The organism is Paenibacillus sp. NPDC058898 (assembly GCF_049316025.1).
Taxonomy (GTDB): Bacteria; Bacillota; Bacilli; order Paenibacillales; family Paenibacillaceae; genus Paenibacillus_AQ.
In genome coordinates this window covers 680,470-697,949 of sequence record NZ_JBMOSM010000002.1, presented here as the reverse complement: position 1 = coordinate 697,949, position 17,480 = coordinate 680,470, and the positions used below count along the sequence as shown (strand labels likewise).

At 48.8% G+C, this 17,480-nt stretch carries 17 protein-coding genes; 10 read left to right on the top strand and 7 right to left on the bottom strand.

Annotated features, from left to right (window positions below; all coding sequences use genetic code 11):
• Positions 1–445 precede the first annotated feature (445 nt).
• Entirely contained in the window at positions 446–1,606 is a 1,161-nt protein-coding gene (gene yhbH / locus ACOZB4_RS07465) for a sporulation protein YhbH (RefSeq protein ID WP_339291605.1), read from the bottom strand.
• A gap of 168 nt (positions 1,607–1,774) precedes the next feature.
• On the bottom strand, positions 1,775–2,197 hold the full coding sequence (locus ACOZB4_RS07460; protein WP_076324378.1) for a hypothetical protein: 423 nt from the start codon (positions 2,195–2,197) through the stop codon (positions 1,775–1,777).
• Positions 2,198–2,408: 211 nt separating this feature from the next.
• Here ACOZB4_RS07460 and ACOZB4_RS07455 point away from each other — a divergent pair, with 211 nt between their 5' ends.
• Positions 2,409–2,789 carry a DUF423 domain-containing protein gene (locus ACOZB4_RS07455; protein WP_379406166.1) on the top strand — a complete coding sequence of 127 codons (381 nt, stop codon included), beginning with the start codon at positions 2,409–2,411 and terminating at the stop codon, positions 2,787–2,789.
• An 86-nt stretch (positions 2,790–2,875) separates the two neighbouring features.
• On the opposite strand, the gene ACOZB4_RS07450 is transcribed toward ACOZB4_RS07455, so the two are convergent.
• On the bottom strand, positions 2,876–3,427 hold the full coding sequence (locus ACOZB4_RS07450) for a hypothetical protein (protein WP_076324376.1): 552 nt from the start codon (positions 3,425–3,427) through the stop codon (positions 2,876–2,878).
• Between the two features lie 220 nt (positions 3,428–3,647).
• Between ACOZB4_RS07450 and ACOZB4_RS07445 the strand changes: the two genes are divergently transcribed.
• A complete protein-coding gene (locus ACOZB4_RS07445; RefSeq protein ID WP_076324375.1) occupies positions 3,648–3,950 on the top strand; it encodes a YunC family protein in 303 nt (100 codons plus the stop codon).
• A 174-nt stretch (positions 3,951–4,124) separates the two neighbouring features.
• Here ACOZB4_RS07445 and mtnA read toward each other — a convergent pair whose 3' ends face one another.
• A complete protein-coding gene (gene mtnA / locus ACOZB4_RS07440; protein ID WP_379406167.1) occupies positions 4,125–5,204 on the bottom strand; it encodes an S-methyl-5-thioribose-1-phosphate isomerase in 1,080 nt (359 codons plus the stop codon).
• Positions 5,201–6,424 carry an S-methyl-5-thioribose kinase gene (gene mtnK, locus ACOZB4_RS07435; protein WP_379406168.1) on the bottom strand — a complete coding sequence of 408 codons (1,224 nt, stop codon included), beginning with the start codon at positions 6,422–6,424 and terminating at the stop codon, positions 5,201–5,203. The genes mtnA and mtnK overlap by 4 nt, the downstream gene beginning before the upstream one ends.
• Before the next feature lie 308 nt (positions 6,425–6,732).
• Here mtnK and ACOZB4_RS07430 point away from each other — a divergent pair, with 308 nt between their 5' ends.
• The 6 genes from ACOZB4_RS07430 (at position 6,733) to sufB (ending at position 12,821) form a co-directional block, all read left to right on the top strand.
• Entirely contained in the window at positions 6,733–7,209 is a 477-nt protein-coding gene (locus ACOZB4_RS07430) for a Dps family protein (RefSeq protein WP_076324372.1), read from the top strand.
• 445 nt (positions 7,210–7,654) lie between these two features.
• Entirely contained in the window at positions 7,655–8,437 is a 783-nt protein-coding gene (gene sufC / locus ACOZB4_RS07425) for a Fe-S cluster assembly ATPase SufC (protein WP_076324371.1), read from the top strand.
• 22 nt (positions 8,438–8,459) lie between these two features.
• Positions 8,460–9,764, top strand: a complete 1,305-nt coding sequence (gene sufD / locus ACOZB4_RS07420; RefSeq protein WP_076324370.1) for a Fe-S cluster assembly protein SufD — start codon at positions 8,460–8,462, stop codon at positions 9,762–9,764.
• Positions 9,761–10,981, top strand: a complete 1,221-nt coding sequence (locus ACOZB4_RS07415; protein ID WP_076324369.1) for a cysteine desulfurase — start codon at positions 9,761–9,763, stop codon at positions 10,979–10,981. The genes sufD and ACOZB4_RS07415 overlap by 4 nt, the downstream gene beginning before the upstream one ends.
• A complete protein-coding gene (gene sufU, locus ACOZB4_RS07410) occupies positions 10,971–11,390 on the top strand; it encodes a Fe-S cluster assembly sulfur transfer protein SufU (RefSeq protein WP_098748444.1) in 420 nt (139 codons plus the stop codon). The genes ACOZB4_RS07415 and sufU overlap by 11 nt, the downstream gene beginning before the upstream one ends.
• Positions 11,391–11,423: 33 nt before the next feature.
• A complete protein-coding gene (sufB, locus tag ACOZB4_RS07405; protein ID WP_379406169.1) occupies positions 11,424–12,821 on the top strand; it encodes a Fe-S cluster assembly protein SufB in 1,398 nt (465 codons plus the stop codon).
• Positions 12,822–13,093: 272 nt separating this feature from the next.
• On the opposite strand, the gene ACOZB4_RS07400 is transcribed toward sufB, so the two are convergent.
• Both ACOZB4_RS07400 and moaD read right to left on the bottom strand, forming a co-directional pair.
• Positions 13,094–14,140: an HD-GYP domain-containing protein gene (locus ACOZB4_RS07400; protein WP_076324366.1), complete on the bottom strand. Its 1,047-nt coding sequence runs from the start codon at positions 14,138–14,140 to the stop codon at positions 13,094–13,096.
• 90 nt (positions 14,141–14,230) lie between these two features.
• Positions 14,231–14,965: a molybdopterin converting factor subunit 1 gene (gene moaD / locus ACOZB4_RS07395; RefSeq protein ID WP_379406170.1), complete on the bottom strand. Its 735-nt coding sequence runs from the start codon at positions 14,963–14,965 to the stop codon at positions 14,231–14,233.
• 112 nt (positions 14,966–15,077) lie between these two features.
• Here moaD and ACOZB4_RS07390 point away from each other — a divergent pair, with 112 nt between their 5' ends.
• Together ACOZB4_RS07390 and ACOZB4_RS07385 are read left to right on the top strand one after the other, a co-directional pair.
• Positions 15,078–16,511: a bifunctional metallophosphatase/5'-nucleotidase gene (locus ACOZB4_RS07390; protein ID WP_379406171.1), complete on the top strand. Its 1,434-nt coding sequence runs from the start codon at positions 15,078–15,080 to the stop codon at positions 16,509–16,511.
• 69 nt (positions 16,512–16,580) lie between these two features.
• Positions 16,581–17,405, top strand: coding sequence for an undecaprenyl-diphosphate phosphatase (locus tag ACOZB4_RS07385; RefSeq protein WP_280530284.1), 825 nt, complete (start codon positions 16,581–16,583; stop codon positions 17,403–17,405).
• Positions 17,406–17,480: the final 75 nt, after the last annotated feature.

Below are 17,480 nucleotides of genomic sequence, written 5' to 3'. Positions count from 1 at the left end.
TTTCGAAGGATCTGCGCTTATGCCGCCCTGTAACAGCTGCTGCGATAATATGTAGGACATATTCTCAAACGTCTGGGTGCTGAATAATGAATGTGTCATTTGGAACATGGTAAACCTTCCCTTTCCTTTATAGGAGGATATCTTAAATTAAGGAGACGCATATCGAATCCTGTAATATCCTGCAACAAGATGTCATAGCTAATACTACCATCCTTGGAAAAACAGAAGGTGACAAAAAAATGAACCTACGGCTACATTGTGATGTCAATAATAAGACAGATTTTTCATTTGAAATGACAAGCCTTTATGTTTGGTATATCCTTTCTTCGGTAACGAACTGTTAGCTGTATCGTTGCAGGCCATAAGAAAGAGGAGGTCCCAACCTCCTCCGATGTCTGGATGATTAAATATCCATGATTTTCCTTTGAATAATATAGTACATGGATTAGATGGCGGCTCCTTGCCGTTTACGAAAAAAGGTTTTGAGTGCTTCGTACACTTCCCCTTTGTCTTTGATGACATGGTACATGAATTGGTCCAGCTTAATATTCTTATAGGCTGACATCAGCGTGCTGCTGCGATTGTATTGATTGACCTCACCGTAACCGAACATGTTGCTTACCTTCAGCAGCTCGCCGATGAGTTTGACGCAGCGTTCATTATCGGACGTGAGATTATCGCCGTCGGAGAAGTGGAAGGGATAAATGTTGTATTGGGAAGGGGGATAACGGTGATGGATAATATCAAGCGCCTTCTGATAAGCGGATGAACATATGGTTCCGCCGCTTTCACCTCGCGTGAAGAACTCTTCCTCGGTCACTTCTTTTGCTTCGGTATGGTGGGCGATAAACACGATTTCTACTTTCTCGTACTGTTTGCGGAGGAAACGGGTCATCCAGAAGAAAAAGCTGCGCGCGCAGTATTTCTCAAAGGAGCCCATGGACCCGGACGTATCCATCATGGCGATAATAACCGCATTGGACTCCGGAATGACGGTATCGTCCCAAGTCTTGTAACGCAGGTCGTCCGGACTGATGCCGTGGATGCCGGGTTTGCCGTCTTTGGCATTGCGGCGCAGATTCTCCAGGATGGTGCGCTTCTTGTCAATGTTGGACATGATGCCCTTTTTGCGGATGTCGTTGAAAACGATGGATTCTGTTTCGATCTGCTCTTTATCCTTAGGCTGCAGCAGCGGGAGCTCCAGTTCCTCAAACAGCATATTCTCCAGTTCTTCCAGGCTGACCTCGGTTTCCACGATGTCCTGCCCTGCCTGATCGCCGGCCGATTCCCCCTTACCGGGCTGGGCTGACGAAGGGTCGCGTCCCAGGACGTCCCCAACCTGACTGTCACCGTCGCCCTGACCGACATGCTTTTGCTTTTGGTAGTTATAGATGAAACGGTATTCGTCAAGGCTCCGGATCGGAACTTTAATGATCTGCTTTCCGTCGGACAGAATAATGTTTTCCTCGGTAATAAGGTCGGGCAGGTTGCGTTTGATGACTTCACGGATTTTATGCTGATGACGTACCTGATCCTGATAGCCTTTGCGGTGCAGCGACCAGTCTTCACGGGATACGACAAACGACAGAGCGTCTTCATTTTGCATGGACAGTCACCTCCCAAGTGCAGCCTTGACTCGGTTGCCGTCTTTTCGGCTGTAGTAATTCATTATATTCGGGAGAAAGAGCGATATGTGAGTAATGAATCCGGGTTTGTCATGAAAAAGACACTTAACCTAAAGATGAATCAGGCAAGTGTCTCGAAGTGGTGCTCCTTAAGCACTTAATACGAATAGGAAAAGGGCTCCGATGGTGATAATGACTACGCCGTTCACAATGGTAGCAATGACGGCGACGACACGCTTGCGCGTTTTGGAGAAGCAGCCTACAATGCCAAGCACCAAGCCGACGATATTAATGACCATGACGAGGATGAACACGGCCGCCAGCGTGGTCATCGCTTCCAGCGTTTCCTGAGTCGGTTCAAGGATTGGTCCATTCTCCGTCATGTAAGGCTCAATCATCGTTGTGCCGAGTGCGCCGAGTAGAATATACCCGAGCAGCGTCACGATCGACAGTATGAATGAGGCGATGCCGAAGCGAGAGTTTTTTCTGTCCTCGGGTGGAATAAATGTGGTTTTAGGTCGTTTGGGTGAACCTTGGTCCTCGGATGGGGAGGAAGGTGATTGTTGATCCATGTGTTTAATCGCTCCTAACTTAAGAATTCATTCTCTAATAGGTACATGTGGGTCTTCAATAAAAAGACATCCTTATTAATCTTTCACAAAATGGCCCTGAAATCAAGTCCAAAGCGCTTGCATGCCGGTGGAAAAGCTTCTTCGAATCCGTTAAACTTAATTTGATTACATAAGGACACGGGTGTCCACTGACAAAAGGGGTTGAAAAGGCATGAGTCGTAGATTCATTGTATGGGGTTCGATCCTGATGGCATTGTCTGTCGCTATCGGGGCATTCGGTGCCCATATGCTGAAGGATAAGATTACGCCGGACGAACTTGCCATTTATGAGACCGGAGTTCATTATCATATGATTCACGGACTTGCGGTGCTGATTGCGGGGATTGTGGCGAAGGTTCTGGGCGAATCCCGGAAGCTGTTCTGGGCAGGGACTTTATTCATCGCGGGAACCGTCATATTTTCCGGAAGTCTCTACGTGTTAAGTATATCCGGCATCAAGTGGCTTGGGGCGATCACGCCGATCGGCGGTGTCTCCTTTATCGTGGGCTGGCTGATGCTGATGTCTTCGGCGCTCTCCCGAAAAAATGCCTGATGTTAAAAAAACGGCTTCACCGATCCCTTCTTATGGGGCGGCGAAGCCGTTTTTTTAAAAATGGATTCCGTTGATGTGATACCGACTCAGCTGACGCTGAATTCGTCAATTTCATTGAGCTTGAAGGTATACACCTGTTTCTCATCGACATGATAAACGTTGACCAGGAAATTGCTTTCATCATAGTTGAGAATCCGGCAGGGCAGACTTGTCTGCTTACCGTGGCGGTTGGTTGTCAGGCGAACAAGGCGATTGTCCTTACTGTATACTTTAATCCATTCGAAAGGATCACTTCCGGTGAGTGGAGTTTGGACAGGGGGTACGCTTGCAGCGATCTTTTTTTCCGGCGAGGATGTCGCAGGTGGCACAGGTTTCTCTTTCTGAGAAGCGGCAGAAGCCATCTTCCCGGAAGCTTTGCTAATAACGGAATCTTTCTTGGCTTGAACCAAGGTGTTGATAATTTCTCCAAGTTCCATTCCGGACTTAACCCGGAAATCGACGACTTCAGCCTTGTCGTTCAGCATTTCTAGCAAATATTGCAAAGCCAGTGCGTTGGAGGAACTCTTGACCAGAATATCAACGTTGAATAAAAAGCCGTTATCATCGGTGACAGGAATTGTGTTCATAGCTTTTATCATTCACCAGCTTTCACATGTTTTCTACTGAATCAAATATACCATAATTTTCGAATAATAATAGTCCTAATGTCATATGTATTTCATCTTTATTCTATTGACTTACGAGTCATTCGCACCATATACGTAGGTTGGAATGCATAATATCAGAGACATTCGCACCATGTCGGTTGCAAAAGAATAAACATAATTCTAAGCCGACGCGAGGGGAGGTTTGTTGATATTGGTGACTTTACTGCCGATCGATATTGAAGGACATATTGTTATGGGCGTCGAGGTACAGCTTCCGAAAACAACGCTGCTGGCCGTATACACTTCCCGCGGCTATATTATGTGCGGTGCACTCGATGTGGGCCTTCTTAACGAAAAGCTTGCGGACCGCAAGATTATCGCAGGAAGAGCCGTAGGGGTTCGCACATTGGAGCAGCTACTGGAGGCGCCGCTGGAATCGGTAACCCTGGAGGCGGAGAAATGGGGCATTCATCCTGGCTTGGCTGGCAAGGATGCGATCCTACGCATGTTATGAGTCATGTATGCCTTACGTTACAAGAGTGATTCCCGTGCGGATCGCTCTTTTTTTAGAGATAAGAAAGTATCAACTCTAAATGCACTAACATGCAAACCGCAAAAAAACACGGACAATACGGCTGGAGGGCCGTTTGTCCGTTTTATGATGCCATAAAACATTCGGATATGGCGGCTATTCGAACAAGCTTTTTAAGCTCTCATGATAAGGAGCCTGCACGACGCCTTTTTCCGTAATGATTGCTGTCACATATTCATTCGGCGTAATGTCGAAGGCAGGGTTGTACACTTTCACGCCTTGCGGCGCTGTGCGCTTGCCGAAACCTTCCGTGATCTCTTCCGCAGGACGCTCCTCAATCGGAATATCGGCGCCTGTCTTCGTATTCAGATCAATCGTCGACAGCGGGCACGCCACGTAGAAAGGAATGCCGTGAGCTTTAGCAAGTACCGCTACTCCATACGTTCCGATCTTATTGGCGACATCGCCGTTTGCGGCAACGCGATCCGTACCGACGATCACCGCTTGTATCCACCCTTTGGACATGACCATGGCGGCCATGTTATCCGCCAGCAGTGTCACGTCGATCCCCGCCTGCTGGAGTTCAAAAGCAGTTAAACGCGCGCCTTGCAGGACAGGTCTTGTCTCATCGGCGAACACCTTGATGTTCATCCCTTGCTCATGAGCGAGGTACATCGGTGCCAGTGCGGTCCCGTACTTGGCAGTCGCCAGTCCGCCCGCGTTGCAGTGGGTAAGCACACCCATACCCTCTTTGAAGAACGGCAGCGCGTTTTCGCCGATGCGGCGGCATACATCCTCGTCCTCGGCCCGAATAGCCTCGGCTTCGGCGAGCAGCGATGCATTCAGTCCGGCCGTATCCAGTTTCGATTCTGCCAGCTTCTCAGCCGCAAGCTTGATACGGTCCAGCGCCCAGAACAGATTGACGGCCGTCGGTCTGGAAGTGGCGAGATAAGCGCAAGTTTTTACGACTTGCTGCAGCCATCCCTCGTTATCGCTGGCTTCAACCTGCATGCCGCCAAGGACCGCGCCGAATGCTGCCGCGATGCCGATAGCCGGCGCGCCGCGGACTTTCATGGAGTGAATGCCTTCCCAGACTTCCTCCGGTGTGAAGAGCTGGAGATAGACAATCTCTTCCGGGAGTAAACGCTGGTCCAGTAGGACCAGATGGTCTCCTCCCCAATAAACCGAGCTTAGCGGTTCGTAGGTGCTGGCATTGCTGGTAGTCATACCGCTCATATCGATACCTCATTTCCTGTAGTTGCTTGTGTGATCAAAGTTAAAATGTCCTCAAAGGACTTGATGCTGCGATGATGACGCACGAGATTTTTGCCGATAGCAAGCGCTTTGCGCTGCGCAGCTTCTCTGGCTTTATCATCGGTTATGGTGTCAATGTCCGCAACATGGGACAATCCGACGATGCGCCGGATCATTTTACAGCCTGCGAATCCTGCGGTGTCCTTCAAGATCTGTGATACATAATGGTCCTGATAACCTGGTGTCCGGGACATTTCGTCCAAGAGATCATCGTTCCACAGCATGCGGAAGTTGTTCTCGAAGTGGGTCCACACGTCGCTTGCCATCTCGAGGAGTCTGGCTTCCCGGGCCGCCATCGTATGCTCGTCCTGACTCCAGCCCGGCTGCGCCGCATAGTTGAGCAGCAGATTGCCGATGACCGCACCGATATCGAATCCCATCGGGCCGAAATAAGCAAATTCCGGGTCGATGACCTTGGTCGATTCCGGCGTGACGAAGATGCTGCCTGTATGCAGATCCCCGTGCAGCAGAGCCTGTGCGTGAGTCAGAAACTTCTCCCGAAGCAGCGCGACTTCAAAGTGAAGCGGCAGGTCGGCACGGAGGGCTTCGGCTTCATCGGCGATGCTCTGCGCATAATTGTTATTGGTGGATTCGCGGTATGGATCTTCGAAGATTAAATCTTCGGTGATTTTGCATAAATCCGGATTGACAAAGCGGCCGGCAAGTTCCTTCTTCTTCTGTTGGTTCATCCCCAGATCCGACGTGTAGAACAGGGTTCTGGCCATGAAGCGGCCAATATGCTCTGCGAACTTCGGATAGGCATTGCCTTCGATCAGGCCTTTGCGCATGATGGTATACTCGCTCAGGTCTTCCATTACCGTGTAGGCGAGCTCATCCGAATAACCGTATACTTTGGGCACGAGGTCGGGGCAAATGGAGTACTCTGTCTCCAGCGCGAGACGTTCGATGCGGGCTCGGTCGAGAGACAGCGGCCAGGATTCGCCTACAACTTTTGCATAAGGAACAGCTTGCTTGATAATGATACTATCAGTTGTATTTTTGGCGGTGACATGAAACACCAGATTGAGATTGCCGTCGCCGATTTCGTGGCATTCGAGCTGGGCATGGTCCGGGAACCGGCCGGGTATACTTTTAGCTAATTGTATAGCTTCTTCCGCGTTCAGCGGATGATATGCAGACATGGATGGTCACCCCCAAATATAATAGAAGAAAACAAAGCCAACTTTTTTGCTTGGTATTACCTAGTATAACGTTTTTTCGCGAATTTTGTATAATTTTTTGGCAAGACGAAAGGTTTGTTTAAACTGATTCGCCTTGTAGTCCTAAGGGTAAACTATAAATAGTCGCCCCAGCACAGGATGTACTCATATATTAAGGAAGGAATGGCATTAGCAGATGGTACCAGTTACAATGGGTATACACCGCTCTGCCGAATGTTCCTTTGACGCAGTACAGGGTGCATTTCATATAGAAAAGGAAGGGATTAACCATGGCAAAAACTACATCTGGCAAAGCTGCAGGAAAAACGAAGAATGCAAGTCTGGAGCAATTGTTGAATCAGCAGGTTGCGAACTTCAACGTGCTCTATGTCAAACTCCACAATTATCACTGGTATGTAACCGGAGAGCAATTCTACTCCCTTCATGTTAAATTCGAAGAACTGTATGACGAAGTTACACTTAAAATGGATGAGGTTGCGGAGCGCTTGCTCTCGATTAAAGGCAAACCTGCTGCGACGATGAAAGAATATTTGGAACTTGCGACAGTCCAGGAGGCTTCGGGCAACGAGGATACCCGCGGCATGGTACAAGCTTTGATTGAGGACTTTGCAACCGTATCTGAGGAGCTGGCGGAAGGTATTGAAATGGCTGAGGAAGCCGGAGATGCGCCAACAGCGGACATGTTCACCGGGTTTAAGGCTGATCTTGAGAAGCATATGTGGATGCTTCGTTCGTTCCTTGGATAAAGCGTGAATACAACAGAGTGATGCCTGTTCTTTCCTTGAATTTTGCAAGAGCTAAGGTTGCGGGTTACCGTGCCGTGTGCCTTAGCTCGTGATGTTGACCTGAGCACCGTCTGTCAACGCGCGATAAACGCCGGTGCCGGATGCAGTAATGATTCTCAGGAGCATTAGCAGATAGGAAGGGGAATAGGGCGAACGAAACAGGCTTGGCCGGTCTATCGGTCATGCCTGTTTTTTTAATTGTTACGGTTGTCTGAATGTTGTCTGTAAAACGCTTGTCCGGTTGAAATACGTCATATTTTATTATAAAATGGCTTGAGAATCATTGATAATCAGTTTAGAATGATTATAAATAAATAATTATTTTTTGTTTTATGAAATCAGGGCGTCCAATCCTGTTATCATATAGGACAACAATACACTACCTATTCAACGGAGGGAATCTAATATGTCAACCAAGTTTGTCATTGAAGGATTGAAAGCAACAATCGAAGGCAAGGAGATCCTTAAAGGTATCAACCTTGAGATGAAGGGCGGAGAAGTTCATGCCATCATGGGACCAAACGGTACAGGCAAAAGTACTTTGGCTTCCGCGTTGATGGGGCATCCTAAATATGAAGTTACAGAAGGTAAAGTATTCCTTAACGATGAAGACGTGCTGGAGATGGAAGTTGACGAGCGCGCCCTCGCAGGTCTGTTCCTGGCCATGCAATATCCAAGCGAAATCGCCGGCGTTACGAACTCCGATTTCCTGCGCAGTTCCATCAACGCACGCCGGGGTGAAGGCAATGAGATTTCCCTGATCAAGTTCATTCGTCAAATGGAAGGCAAAATGAAGGAGCTCGAGATGAATCCTGAGTTCGCTCACCGTTACCTTAACGAAGGTTTCTCCGGTGGTGAGAAGAAACGTAACGAAATCCTGCAAATGATGATGCTGGATCCGAAAATCGTCGTGCTTGACGAAATCGACTCCGGTCTTGATATCGATGCTTTGAGAATTGTGGCGAACGGTGTCAATGCCATGAAATCCGAGGAACGCGGTTTCTTGATTATTACCCACTATCAACGTTTGCTTAACTATATCACCCCAGATTACGTTCATGTGATGATGCAAGGACGTATCGTAAAATCCGGCGGCCCTGAACTGGCACAGCGCCTGGAGGCAGAAGGTTATGACTGGATTAAGGAAGAGCTGGGCATTACTGATGAAACTGTAGGTCAAGACGCGTAAATAGACGGGAGGAGGAAACGATATGACTACACAAACCATTCTTCCGGTCAACGCTGAGGCTCTGAAGGCATTGTCCGAAAGTAAACAGGAACCGGCCTGGCTGACAGACAGCCGTTTGGCTTCCCTGGAACTGGCTGGCCAGTTGGAACTGCCCAAGCTGGAGAAACAACGCATCGAGCGCTGGAACATCCAAAGCTATGGTGAATATAAAGAGAGCAACAAACTTGCTTCCCTTGACGAATTGCCAGAACAGGTAGCCAAACTTGTCGAAGGTTCAAGAGAAGGCGGCTTGGTTATTCAACGCAACTCGGGAACCGTATATGTAAGTCTGGCTCCGGAACTTGCCGCCAAAGGCGTGATCTTCACCGATTTGGAAACAGCGGTTAAAGAACACGCGGATTTGGTTAAACCTTATCTGCATCAAGCGCTTAAGAATGACGAGCATTCGATGGCCGCTCTGCATGCTGCCGTATGGAACGGCGGGGTGTTCCTCTATGTTCCTAAGAATGTGGAGGTCGATGTACCTCTGCAGGCGGTGATGCTGACGGATGATGCCGAAGCAACATTTGCTCCGCATGTGCTGATCGTAGCTGAAGCGAACAGTCAGATCACTTATGTAGACAACTACGTATCGGATTCTCTGGCAGCACCGTTGACCCATAACGGAGCGGTGGAAGTATTCGCCAACAATGGCGCAAAGGTGCGTTATGCTTCCGTTCACCAATTGGCTGGGGAAGTAACCGATGTTACATTCCGTCGTGCGATGCTGGACAATGACGCTTCGATCGAGTGGATCGTTGGTGAAATGAACAATGGCGATACAGCTAGCGATACCATGAGTATCCTAAAGGGCAACGGCTCGACATCTGATGCAAAAGTCATCGCGGTAGGTTCCGGCTCCCAGAAGCTCAACTACACCACGCGAGCGAAGCATTATGGCAAGAGCTCCGAATCCCAGATGATTACCCGTGCGGTTATGCGCGAAGAGGCACAAGCCATCATCAACGGAATTACCAAGATCGAGAAGGGTGCAACGAAGGCGGACGGACAACAGACCGAGCGTGTGCTGATGCTCAGCCCGAAAGCTCGCGGTGACGCGAACCCGATTCTGTTGATTGACGAGGATGATGTAACAGCTGGACACGCAGCGTCCGTAGGACAAGTGAATCAGGAGCAAATTTACTACCTGATGTCCCGTGGTATTTCGCGTACCGTAGCAGAATCCTTGATTATATACGGCTTCCTGGCTCCGGTAGTCAGCGAAATTCCGCTTGAGGGACTTCGCGACCAACTGCAGGGGCTCGTTGAAAGGAAGCTGGGACAATGATCGCCTCTGTCCGTGAGCAATTTCCCATTCTTCATCAGGAGATCAACGGACATCCGCTGGTATATCTCGACAATGCCGCGACATCGCAAAAGCCGCAGGTGGTCATAGATGCTATCAAGCGGTACTACGAGTGGGAGAACTCCAATGTACACCGCGGGGTTCATACACTCGGCAGCCGTGCTACTGATGCTTATGAAGGAGCCAGGGAGAAGGTTGCCCGTTTTATTAATGCCGAGAGTTCGGAGCAAATTATTTTCACCCGCGGTACGACGACGGCCCTAAATCTGGTAGCTTCGTCCTACGCGCGCTCTGTGTGCGGTCCTGGGGATGAAATTGTCCTGACGGAAATGGAGCATCACAGTAATCTCATACCGTGGCAGCAGGCGGCTATCGCCGTTGGCGCTACGCTGAAATATATTCCTCTGCAGCCTGACGGCACGATCCGTGTCGAAGATGTAGAGGCACTCGTTACCGAACGGACCAAGGTTGTAGCCATCGCTTACGTATCCAACGTGATGGGCGTTGTACATCCCGTGAAACAAATGGCGGAAATCGCGCACCGCCACGGTGCCGTCATTGTGGTGGATGGTGCGCAGAGCACACCGCATATGAAAGTGGACGTCCAGGACCTGGATTGCGATTTCTACGCTTTGTCCGGCCATAAGATGTGCGCTCCAACAGGTATCGGCGCATTATACGGCAAGAAGGCGCTGCTGGAATCAATGGAGCCGATCGAATTCGGCGGAGAAATGATCAATGATGTTGGATTGTACGAGTCGAACTGGAAGGAGCTCCCTTGGAAGTTTGAAGGAGGGACGCCTATCATTGCAGGGGCTGTCGGTTTGGGCGCTGCCATCGATTTCCTGGAGGAAATCGGAATGGATGCCATCGAGCAGCATGAATCGCAGCTTGCGGCTTACGCCATGAACCGCCTCTCCGAGATCGAAGGTATTTCCATTTACGGTCCCCGTGAGCGTAAAGTAGGCCTCGTTACATTTAACCTTGGCGACGTTCACCCGCATGACGTGGCAACCGTGCTGGATGCACAGGGGATTGCGATTCGTGCAGGACATCATTGCTGTCAACCGCTTATGCGTTGGTTAAAAGTATCCTCTACGGCACGCGCGAGCTTTTATCTGTATAATACAGAAGAGGACGTTGATCGATTAGTTAGCGCCTTAATCCAGACAAAGGAGTATTTTGGCGATGCAACTTGACGATTTGTACAGACGTGTCATCATGGATCATTATAAGAACCCCCGCAATCGCGGCAAGTTTGAAGACGATGCAGTAACCATCGATTTGAACAATCCGACTTGCGGAGATCGCATTTCCTTGCAGCTTAAGGTAGAGAACGGCGTAGTAGCCGATGCCAAATATACAGGGGAAGGCTGCTCCATCAGCATGTCTTCCGCTTCGATGATGACGGACGCTGTAAAAGGCAGAACGCTGGATGAAGCGATCAGTCTGGCGGATCGGTTCTCCTCCCTTATGAAAGGCGAGGCTGTAGATTTTGACGAGTACGAGGATATTGAAGCCCTATCCGGTGTTAACAAGTTTCCTGCACGCATTAAATGCGCAACTCTTGCGTGGAACGCACTCCGAAAAGGAATAGACGCGAAGTAAGTGAATCAATAGATCGATAGGGAGGTAAGTTAAATGGCTAAAAAGGCACCAGAAATTGGAGAATATAAATATGGTTTCCGTGACGAGCACAAAGCTATTTTTCAAACTGGCAAAGGTTTGACGCGTGAAGTCGTAACGGAAATTTCCAAAATCAAGAACGAGCCGGAATGGATGCTGGAATTCCGTTTGAAATCACTGGAGCAGTTCGAGAAAATGCCAATGCCTCGCTGGGGCGGCGATCTCGACGAGCTGGATTTCAACGATATCCAGTATTATGTAAGACCTTCCGAGAAGCAAGGCAAGACGTGGGAGGAAGTACCGGCCGAGATCAAGGAAACCTTCGATAAGTTGGGTATTCCCGAAGCGGAGCAGAAGTTCCTGGCGGGCGTATCCGCGCAGTACGAATCCGAAGTGGTCTACCACAATATGCAAAAGGATCTAGAGGATCAAGGCGTTATCTTCATGGATACCGACACGGCTCTTAGAGAGCATCCGGAGATTCTGAAAGAGTACTTTGCAACGGTCGTACCTCCGACGGATAACAAATTCGCGGCTTTGAACAGTGCGGTATGGTCTGGCGGAAGCTTCATCTATGTTCCAAAAGGCGTGAAATGTGAAATTCCGCTGCAAGCGTATTTCCGAATCAACTCCGAGAACATGGGCCAATTCGAACGTACGCTGATCATTGCCGACGAGGACAGCTTCGTGCACTACGTAGAAGGATGTACAGCGCCAATCTACAGCACGAACTCGCTTCACAGTGCGGTGGTCGAGATCATCTGTAAAAAGAATGCGCGCGTTCGTTATACAACCATTCAGAACTGGGCGCCGAACATCTACAACCTCGTGACCAAGCGTGCCGTTGCTGAAGAGAATGCAACGATGGAATGGGTGGACGGCAACATCGGTTCCAAGCTGACAATGAAGTATCCTGCTGTTATCCTGAAGGGTCGCGGTGCAAAAGGGATGGTATTGTCCATCGCTGTAGCAGGCAAAGGCCAGCATCAGGATGCGGGAGCCAAAATGATTCACTTGGCACCGGACACGACTTCTACGATCGTATCCAAGTCCATTAGTAAGCATGGCGGTAAAGTAACGTACCGTGGGCTGGCTTCCTTCGGTCGCAATGCAGAAGGCGCGAAAGCCAACATCCAGTGTGATACACTCATCCTCGATAATGAATCGACGTCTGATACGATTCCTTACAATGAGATCAAGAATGACAACATTACGCTGGAGCATGAAGCGACCGTATCCAAGGTGTCCGAGGAACAATTGTTCTACCTCATGAGTCGTGGCCTTAGCGAGTCTGAAGCTACGCAAATGATCGTTATGGGCTTCATCGAGCCATTCACCAAAGAACTTCCGATGGAGTATGCCGTTGAGATGAATCGACTCATCAAGTTTGAGATGGAAGGCAGTATCGGCTAAATAGTTCTTATATACACAGGGGGCAAATCACTCGGGCACGAGTGGTTTGCCCCTTTTTTATGCTGGGGATGCTTGGATTGTTTATTTTATGTTGATTCATTGTGACCTTTATAGTTGCGTGAGCTCGTCTCGATAGGATACGCCTTTATTTTGCCAGAAATCAAGAGTGAGATGATGTGAGAAATGTCACAAAAACGCACGAAAAAACCGCCAGCACACTAGTCTGGCGGCTATATGAGTTATTCATAAGGGGTCTTAGGCGAAAACGCCGGTTACAGAAGAATCTCTTGGATCTCGGTATTATATTCCTTGGAGAGGTCGATGAATCGATCCTCAGTCTTCACAAGCGGACGGAAGTAATCCGAAGGATTGTTCATGACGATACTGCCTGATTCGCCGGTCGTCAGCAGAACCTTTTTACCGATAAAGTTCGGCAGCATCTGCTGGATGAAGGCATGCGTCGGCTTGCCGTTCAGTTTACCGAAACTAAGACGATACAGCTCCCGAAGTACGGTTAACAGCTGCTGCTTGGATTGATAGACCCGGTTCGTTGTCATCGCGCTATATACATCGGCTACAGCGCAAATATGAGAGTATGGATGAATCTGGTCTGCACGGAGTGCTCGTGGATAGCCGGAAGCATCATCCCGTTCATGGTGCTGGAGTGCGACCATAGCGGTGACCTTATCTTCCATGGATTCGGAGATCATCTCGTAACCATAGATGGTATGCAGCTTCACTTTCTCATATTCTTCAGAAGTCAGCTTCCCTGGCTTGTCCAGTATATTCCTTGGAATCTTGCTTTTGCCGATATCATGGAGATAGCCCGCTTTGCCGATTTCATAAGCTTCCTTGTCGGAGTAACCCATCCAATCCGCGATATAGTACGATAACATTCCTACTTGAATGGAGTGCCTGTAGGTATAATCGTCTTTGCCATTAAAAAGCAGAAGCAAGGAGACCACATCCGTATGCTCATTCAGAGAGCCGACTAAGGGTTTGAAAACATCATCCACAACGGACTCATTGAATTTACCGGTTTGTGACGCTTCGGTAAATAAGGTGGAGCACCCGTCAAATGCAAGATTGAAATGGGGTTTAACCTTGTTGTATGAATCTGAAATTTCAGATGATGAATCGAGGGATACGGACAGTTTGCGTGGGTTTATTTCTATGTAATCGATACCGTGCTGCAATAGCTTGGATATATCCTCTAAACGAAGGGTTGCTCCTTTTTGTAGAACATGAACGCCGTTTGTGTTGTAAGCATCATCCTGCATTTGATCACCGGGTATCAGGTCCGTGACATGTACTCTCAAATCATTGCACCTCTTGCCCTTATATAAGTAAAAAGATCAAAACTATCTTAGCAAGAAAATTATGGTTTTACAATGTGTAATCATGACTTATTACCTAACGGTTGGGTCCCAGGGTCCGGTCTGCGGTCCTTTCCATTCCGAACCATCGTCCCAGATCTCCTTTTTCCAGATTGGGACGGATCGCTTCAATTGTTCGATGGCATAACGGCTGGCCTCATAACATGCATTCCGATGCGGGGAGGATACAGCGATAACAACACTGGTTTCTCCAATACCGACCGTACCGATACGGTGGGAAATCGCACATTGCGTGCCGGGCCATTGTCGAAAAATGTCAGCGCATATTTGCTGCATCTCTTTTAGCGCCATCGGGATATATGCTTCATACTCCAGCGTAACCGTTCGCATCTGGCCGCTCATCTCTCGCGTTGTTCCTACAAATGAAAGCGTTGCTCCATGATTATCATCATGAACTTTGGCAATGGTTGCTTCTACGGACAGCTGGTCGTAGGATATAGAGCACTTCCCATCTGCCGAGGACCTGGATCCGGAGTCTTGCGGGGCGGTTCCGTCACCGCCGGACACAGGTGGAATCAGAGCTACCTCGTCACCGCTTTGAATAAGCTGATCCGATAACGCATACTCTTGATTGACCGCAACGAAAGCCGTGGAAATCTGGGATTGGACATCAGGATAAGCCCCGCTAAGAAGCAGCTTCAATTCCCCGGCTGTAAGGGGAAAGCCCGGTACGTTAAATGTAAGTGAAGCTGTACCGATTCGATCAGCTAATCCTGCAAATAATAATATAGAAATGGTTGTTGACATTCTTCATCACCTCGTAATTCTTATGGGCTACAATATACCATATTCTTCGCTAAAATGTTATGCTTGTAAGACCGGAAATTATGGAATAACGAACATGGGGAGGGGCCGCCAGATGGGGTTAGGAAGCAACAAGCAGAAGCTGACGATATTGTATACCAACGATATTCACAGCCATTTTGAAATGATGAGTAATGTGGCGGCACTTATTTCCCGGGAAAAGGCGGTTGCCGGTGATAAGGCAATTGTGCTGGATATCGGTGATCATATGGACCGGGCATCGGTGGAAACTGAAGGCACGATGGGCCAAGCCAATGTGGATGTCATTAATTTGACAGGATACGACGCCATCACGATTGGCAATAACGAAGGGCTCACCATTTCGTATGATGTTCTGGAGAGTGTATACGCCGGACTGCAGTGTCCCGTTGTGTGCTGCAACATAAGCGAGACAAAGAGCGGTAAACCTCCTTCATGGATGAAGCCGCATGTGATCCTGGAACGAGAAGGCATTCGAATCGGGCTCACCGGCGCAACGGCTGCTTTTGCAGGATTTTATCAATTGTTAGGCTGGGAAGCCGGAGATCCGGTGCAGGCTATTGCTGAGCAAGTGCGAGCGCTTCAGGGCCAGTGTGATATCATGATCGTTTTATCCCATTTAGGACTAACGATTGATAAAAGATTAGCAGAACATGTTGAGGGGATTGATGTTATTCTAGGCGGTCATACCCATCACATCCTTGAGGAGCCTCTGATGATTGGGAAGACTGCCGTGTGCGGTGCAGGCAAGTTCGGACAATACGTAGGTCGCCTTGGCGTGCAGCGCGATCATGCAGAAGATCGCTTTACCTGTATAGAGGGAAGTCTGCTGCCCGTGGATAAAAACTTGATGGAACCCATCGTAGAGCAGGCGATCATGAAACACCATGAGCTGGCAAGGGAGAAATTAACGGAGGCCGTAGCCGTTATTGACCGTAGTCTGCCCATTCACTATGAGGAGGAGTCGCCGTTTGCGAACCTGCTGGCTCAGGCAGTGCTGCAGCATACGGATGCTGATTTTTCTATCGTGAACTCGGGGCAGCTGCTAGGACCGCTGCCGGAGGGTGAGATCAGTACCGGCATGCTCCATGGCCTGTGTCCGTCCCCGATTAATCCCTGTGTCGTGAAGCTGCGCGGAGAACATATTTATCAAGCACTTGAGGAAAGCCTGCTCCAGGAGTTCAGCGGGAAGAAGATACTGGGCTTTGGCTTCCGCGGTTATATATTAGGCGGCCTGGCTGTCGATGGCTTGAAGATTCACTTTGACAAGAACGGAGAGCCCTATCGCAAGATCACGCATATCTCCATGAAGGGACAACCGCTAGAGCTGCAGCGAGAATACAAGGTGGGAACACTCGACATGTTCACTTTCAAAATCGGATATGAGTCGTTGTCACTTGGTAAGGACACGGTATATATGCTGCCGGAGTTTATTAGAGACTTGCTGCGAAGTGAGCTTTCGAGGCCCGGTTCGCTTGAAGAGTCCATGATTCCACGCTGGTTATCCTGACAATCCCCGACTAACTTCCTTTGGCCGAGCATACATATGAGGAGGACAAAGGTAAGGAGGGGAAGGATCATGGATTTTATCACATCCATTATACTGGGGATTGTGGAAGGACTGACCGAATTCATTCCGGTGTCTTCCACAGGCCATATGATCTTGACGGCTAAGGTGCTCGGTTACGACGATCAAACTCCGATCATGAAGACGTTTGAGGTTGTTATTCAGCTTGGCGCTATTATGGCGATCGCGATTGTTTACTGGAATCGGATTTTGAATCTGCTCGGCTGGAGTCGAAGTGAACCATTGACCAAGAAGATGCCTCGAAGACGATTGAATTTGATTCATATCTTTTTGGGGATTGCACCGGCCCTGCTGGTTGCTTTCTTTGCGAGGGATTTCATCAAGAGCCTGTTCCATGCACAGACCGTGTTGTTTGCACTCGTTGCCGGCGGTATTTTTATGATTTTTGCAGAATGGTACAATAAACATAAAGTTCAAGTGACATCGCATGATTTGGATGACTTGACATATAAACAGGCCTTTCAGATTGGCGTCTACCAGATCATATCCGTATTATGGCCGGGATTTTCCCGTTCGGGATCCACCATCTCCGGGGGGATGCTTAGCGGTGTGAGCTATAAGGCATCGGCCGACTTCTCGTTTATTATCGCAATTCCCATTATGTGTGCTGCATCCGGATATGAATTGCTGGATTCTTATCGATATTTTACTTTAGATACGATCGGTGTATTTCTTGCCGGATTTATCGTTTCGTTTGTTGTCGCTTATTTTGTCGTCTTGGCCTTCATGAAGCTCATACAGAAGATAAGGCTTACTCATTTTGCGATCTACCGTTTTGTTCTCGCTGCCGTTTTTTGGCTGTTTATCATGCATTAAGCAGGAGGAGACACAAGGAGGAGATCCGGCTTCTTCGTATCGTGATCCACTGAAGACTAGACGCTATATCCCACA

Bases quoted from the DNA above. Each gene is read 5' to 3' on its own strand.
- sufD (WP_076324370.1), top strand. From the start codon at position 8,460: ATGACTACACAAACCATTCTTCCGGTCAACGCTGAGGCTCTGAAGGCA.
- ACOZB4_RS07455 (WP_379406166.1), top strand. From the start codon at position 2,409: ATGAGTCGTAGATTCATTGTATGGGGTTCGATCCTGATGGCATTGTCT.
- yhbH (WP_339291605.1), bottom strand. From the start codon at position 1,606: ATGCAAAATGAAGACGCTCTGTCGTTTGTCGTATCCCGTGAAGACTGG.
- mtnA (WP_379406167.1), bottom strand. From the start codon at position 5,204: ATGAGCGGTATGACTACCAGCAATGCCAGCACCTACGAACCGCTAAGC.
- mtnK (WP_379406168.1), bottom strand. From the start codon at position 6,424: ATGTCTGCATATCATCCGCTGAACGCGGAAGAAGCTATACAATTAGCT.
- ACOZB4_RS07460 (WP_076324378.1), bottom strand. From the start codon at position 2,197: ATGGATCAACAATCACCTTCCTCCCCATCCGAGGACCAAGGTTCACCC.
- ACOZB4_RS07450 (WP_076324376.1), bottom strand. From the start codon at position 3,427: ATGATAAAAGCTATGAACACAATTCCTGTCACCGATGATAACGGCTTT.
- sufB (WP_379406169.1), top strand. From the start codon at position 11,424: ATGGCTAAAAAGGCACCAGAAATTGGAGAATATAAATATGGTTTCCGT.
- ACOZB4_RS07385 (WP_280530284.1), top strand. From the start codon at position 16,581: ATGGATTTTATCACATCCATTATACTGGGGATTGTGGAAGGACTGACC.
- moaD (WP_379406170.1), bottom strand. From the start codon at position 14,965: ATGTCAACAACCATTTCTATATTATTATTTGCAGGATTAGCTGATCGA.
- sufC (WP_076324371.1), top strand. From the start codon at position 7,655: ATGTCAACCAAGTTTGTCATTGAAGGATTGAAAGCAACAATCGAAGGC.
- ACOZB4_RS07390 (WP_379406171.1), top strand. From the start codon at position 15,078: ATGGGGTTAGGAAGCAACAAGCAGAAGCTGACGATATTGTATACCAAC.
- ACOZB4_RS07415 (WP_076324369.1), top strand. From the start codon at position 9,761: ATGATCGCCTCTGTCCGTGAGCAATTTCCCATTCTTCATCAGGAGATC.
- ACOZB4_RS07430 (WP_076324372.1), top strand. From the start codon at position 6,733: ATGGCAAAAACTACATCTGGCAAAGCTGCAGGAAAAACGAAGAATGCA.
- sufU (WP_098748444.1), top strand. From the start codon at position 10,971: ATGCAACTTGACGATTTGTACAGACGTGTCATCATGGATCATTATAAG.